At 66.3% G+C, this 4,270-nt stretch carries 5 protein-coding genes; all 5 read left to right on the forward strand.

What is annotated here, in order from left to right; genetic code table 11:
• Positions 1-936, forward strand: a 936-nt coding sequence (locus tag MOV75_RS28980) for an amidase (RefSeq protein ID WP_247007046.1), incomplete at its 5' end; no start/stop codon positions are given.
• A 99-nt stretch (positions 937-1,035) separates the two neighbouring features.
• Positions 1,036-1,986 carry an ABC transporter permease gene (locus MOV75_RS28985; protein ID WP_246930453.1) on the forward strand — a complete coding sequence of 317 codons (951 nt, stop codon included), beginning with the start codon at positions 1,036-1,038 and terminating at the stop codon, positions 1,984-1,986.
• The gene (locus MOV75_RS28990; RefSeq protein WP_246930456.1) at positions 1,983-2,876 is read left to right on the forward strand and encodes an ABC transporter permease; all 894 of its coding nucleotides are present in this window, start codon (positions 1,983-1,985) and stop codon (positions 2,874-2,876) included. Before MOV75_RS28985 ends, MOV75_RS28990 begins: the two co-directional genes overlap by 4 nt.
• A gap of 2 nt (positions 2,877-2,878) precedes the next feature.
• Positions 2,879-3,892 (forward strand): ABC transporter ATP-binding protein, encoded by a 1,014-nt coding sequence (locus MOV75_RS28995; protein ID WP_246930458.1) that lies wholly within the window; start codon positions 2,879-2,881, stop codon positions 3,890-3,892.
• Positions 3,889-4,270: ATP-binding cassette domain-containing protein (locus MOV75_RS29000; RefSeq protein ID WP_247007047.1), on the forward strand; the 382-nt coding region annotated here is incomplete at its 3' end. The genes MOV75_RS28995 and MOV75_RS29000, both read left to right, overlap by 4 nt.

Here is a 4,270-nt window from a genome sequence, read left to right on the forward strand (position 1 = left end):
GCGGTTGCCAGTGGCATCGCGCCGCTCGCGATCGCCACCGACGGCGGTGGCTCGACACGGATACCCGCCGCCTGCAACGGCGTGGTGGGCTTGAAGCAGAGCAACGGCGTGATCCCGCACAGCCAGGCGCTGGATGTGTTCGGCAACCAGACCTATGTCACGCCGACCACCCGCACCGTTGCCGACACCGCGCTGATGATGCAGGCGATATCAGGCGAGGACCCGGTCGATCCCTGGTCGATCGGCGTTCCCGCGCCTGATTTCGTCGGCACGGCTGCCGCGCGCGGCGATCTGCGTGGACAACGGATCCTGTATTGCCTGACGCCGCCGGGCCGTCCGGTGTCCGCCGAGGTCGCCAGCAGTTTCAAGGCGAGCCTCGACCGGCTGGCAGGGCTCGGCGCCGAGCTCGAGGAATTCTCCGGAGAAGGTTTCGATATCGAGCCGATCTGGCGCGCCATCAACCACATCGTCTGGCGCACGCGCTTTGCAAAACTCGCGGCCGAGCGCAAGGATGAGCTGAGCGAGGCTTTCCTCAAGCAGCTCGCGCTCGCTACCGAGGTCAGCGGCGTCGACTACCAGGAGGCGATGTTCGCGCGCACCGCGCTGTTCCGCCGCGTGCAATCGCTGCTTGCGCGCGGGCACGTCCTGGCGATGCCGACCCTCACGCGCAGCGCGCTGCCGATCAGCCAAGATTTGTTCGGCAGCATCGAGATCGATGGTCGGCATTTCGACAGCGTCCGGCCGAACTGGTTCCCCTGGACCATGCCGTTCAACATGACCGGCCATCCCGCCGTCAGCCTGCCCTCGGGTTTCGGCCGCGACGGCCTGCCGATCGGGCTCCAGCTCGTCGGCCGTTTCCGCGCCGATGCCGAATTGCTGCGCGTGAGCGCACTGTTCGAGGCGTCCGCCGACCTTCTGTCCCGCTGGCCGGCTTGAGGAGATGGGCATGCAGCAAAGGGCTTGTGTGCAAAGGGCTTGCCTCAGCCGCCCGGACATGTTGATCGTGCCGCAGCTGAGCCCTGAAGCCGAGCGCGCATGAGCGTCTTTGTCCTCCGACGTCTGTTGACCTTGCTGGCGACGCTGGTCGGCGCCTCGCTGATCATCTTCCTTGTGCTCGACGCGCTTCCGGGCAACGCCGCGCAGATGCTGATGGGCGCCGACGCCTCGCCGGATGCGGTCCGCGCGCTCACCGTCAAGCTCGGGCTCGACCAGCCGCTGGCGGTCCGTTATTTGCACTGGGTCAAGGGACTTCTCTCCGGCGATCTCGGCAATTCCTATGTCTACGGCACGCCGGTCGCCAGCCTGATCGCGGAGCGGCTCGTGTTGACCTTTCCGCTCGCCATCATGGCCATGACGATCACGGTGACGCTGGCGCTCTCCGCCGGCATCTACACCGCCGCCAACCACAACAGGCTTGGCGACGTCGGTGTGATGTCGCTGACGCAGGTCGGCATCGCGCTGCCGAACTTCTGGTTCGCGATCCTGCTGGTCCTGTTGTTCTCCGTGCGGCTGCAATGGCTCTCGGCGGGCGGCTTTGCCGGCTGGGAGGACGGCATCTGGTCCGGCGTGAAGTCGCTGCTGCTGCCGGCGATCTCGCTCGCCGTGGTGCAGGCCGCGATCCTCGCGCGCGTCACGCGCTCGGCGGTTCTCGAAGTGCTGCGCGAAGACTTCGTCCGCACCGCGCGTGCGAAGGGACTCGGCAAGCGCGAAGTGCTGTGGAGCCACGTGCTGCGCAACGCCATGATCCCCGTCATGACGGTGATGGGGTTGCAGTTCGCCAATCTCCTCGCCGGCACCATCGTGATCGAGAACGTGTTCTACCTGCCGGGCCTTGGCCGTCTGATCTTCCAGTCGATCGCCAACCGCGACCTCATCGTGGTGCGCAATTGCGTGATGCTGCTCGCGACCATGGTCGTCATCGTCAATTTCGTGGTCGACGTGCTCTATGCCTTCATCGATCCCCGCATCAAGGTCCACGACCTGTGAGCGCTCCCCTGACCACTCCGATTGACATGCCGATTGCAACGCGCCGTGTGCCGGCCCGTACGTTCTGGGGCCGCGCGCTGCGCCACCGCAGCTTCGTGATCGGCGGCTCGTTGAGCCTGTTGGTGCTCGCCTCCGCGCTGCTCTCGCTGTTGTGGACGCCGTGGTCGCCCTACGAGATCGACATCGCTTCAAAACTCCGGCCGCCCTCGGCAGCGCACTGGCTCGGCACCGATTCCTTCGGCCGCGATATCGTCTCGCTGCTGCTCGCCGGCGCCCGCTCCACCATCATGGTCGGTATCATCGCCGTCAGCATCGGTCTCACCTTTGGCGTCACGCTCGGCTTGATCGCGTCAGCCCGGCGCGGCTGGACCGAAGAGATCATCATGCGCTTCTCCGACTTCACCTTCGCCTTTCCGGCCGTGCTGTCCGCGATCATGCTCGCCGCGGTCGCGGGACCGGGCATGGTGACCTCGATCGTCGCGATCGGCATCTTCCAGATCCCTACGCTGACCCGACTGACGCGCGGCTCGGCCAACGCGATCTGGGCCCGCGAATTCGTGCTGGCCGCGCGGGCGGCGGGCAAGGGGCGCTTCCGCATCACCATCGAGCACGTCCTGCCCAACATCCTGTCGATCCTGATCGTGCAGGTCACCATCCAGTTTGCGCTTGCCATCCTTGCCGAAGCCGCCTTGTCCTATCTCGGCCTCGGCACGCAGCCGCCGCAGCCGTCATGGGGGCGGATGCTGAACGATGCGCAGACGCTGCTGTTCCAGTCGCCGATGCTCGCGGTCTATCCGGGCGCTGCGATTGCCATCGCGGTGCTGGGCCTCAATCTGCTTGGTGACGGATTGCGCGACCTGCTCGATCCCAGACTGGCACGGGAGCGATGACGATGGGTGAGCGCTCCAACATGCCGCTGATCGAGGTTGCCAATCTCGGCGTGCGCCTCAATACCAGCCGTGGGCCGGCACAGGCTGTGCGTGGCGTCAGCTTCGCCCTGAAACGCGGCGAGACGCTCGGCCTCGTCGGTGAGTCCGGCTGCGGCAAATCGGTCACCGCGATGTCCCTGATGGGGCTGCTGCCTGATAGCGCCGTGGTCTCGGGCAGCATCAAGCTCGACGGCAACGAGATCGCGCGATTGCCGGACGCGGAATATTGCAGCCTGCGCGGCAACCGCATCAGCATGATCTTCCAGGAGCCGATGACGGCGCTCAATCCGATGCACACGATCGGGCATCAGGTTGCCGAGCCGCTGCGGCGTCACAAGAGGCATTCGGCGGCGCAGGCCCGCAATGAAGTGATCGCCTTGCTCGATCGCGTCGGACTGCCCGACCCGGCGCGGCGCGTCGATGCCTATCCGCACCAGTTTTCCGGCGGCCAGCGCCAGCGCATCACCATCGCCATGGCGCTCGCCTGCGAGCCCGATTTGTTGATCGCGGACGAGCCGACCACCGCGCTCGACGTCACCATCCAGGGCCAGATCCTCGACCTCATCGCCGATCTCGTCGAGGAGCGCGGCATGTCGATGATCCTGATCTCACACGATCTCGGCGTCATCGCCGAGAACGTTCAGCGCATGATGGTGATGTATGGCGGCACCGTCGTCGAGAGCGGGCCGACCGATGAGGTATTCCGCCGCATGGGCCATCCCTATACGCAGGGCCTGTTCCGTGCCCGGCCGAAGCTCGGCGCGCGCAAGGGGACGCGGCTGACGACGATCTCGGGCACGGTGCCGGAGCTTGCCGATCTGCCTTCCGGCTGCACCTTCTCCGATCGATGTCCGCTCGTGATCGATCAGTGCCGCGCCGCGCTTCCACCGATGGTCGACGTCGGACCAGGGCACTTCGTGCGCTGCATCAGGACTGATGTCTCGATGGCAGAACGCGTCGGAGCATTGACCGCATGAGCGCCGCGCCTCTTCTCGACGTGAAGGATCTCGAACAGCGCTACGCCCTGCCGCGGGAAAGCCTGTTTCGCCCGCCGGGGCAGGTGCGTGCGCTCAACGGCGTGAGTGTGCAGGTTGCCGCCGGCAAGAGCCTCGGCGTCGTCGGCGAATCCGGATCGGGCAAGTCGACCTTCGCGCGGCTGGTGATGGCGCTGGAGCGGCCGACATCGGGCCAGGTCGCGCTGCTCGGCCGCGATCTCAATCGCATATCTGCCGACGAGCTGCGTCGTGCCCGCCGCGATTTCCAGATGGTGTTCCAGGACCCTTACGGCTCGCTCGATCCGCGCCAGACCATCGCACGCATCGTCGCCGAGCCGCTGACGGTGCTGGAGGGAGCCG

The organism is Bradyrhizobium sp. PRIMUS42 (genome assembly GCF_023006515.1).
Lineage (GTDB): Bacteria > Pseudomonadota > Alphaproteobacteria > Rhizobiales > Xanthobacteraceae > Bradyrhizobium.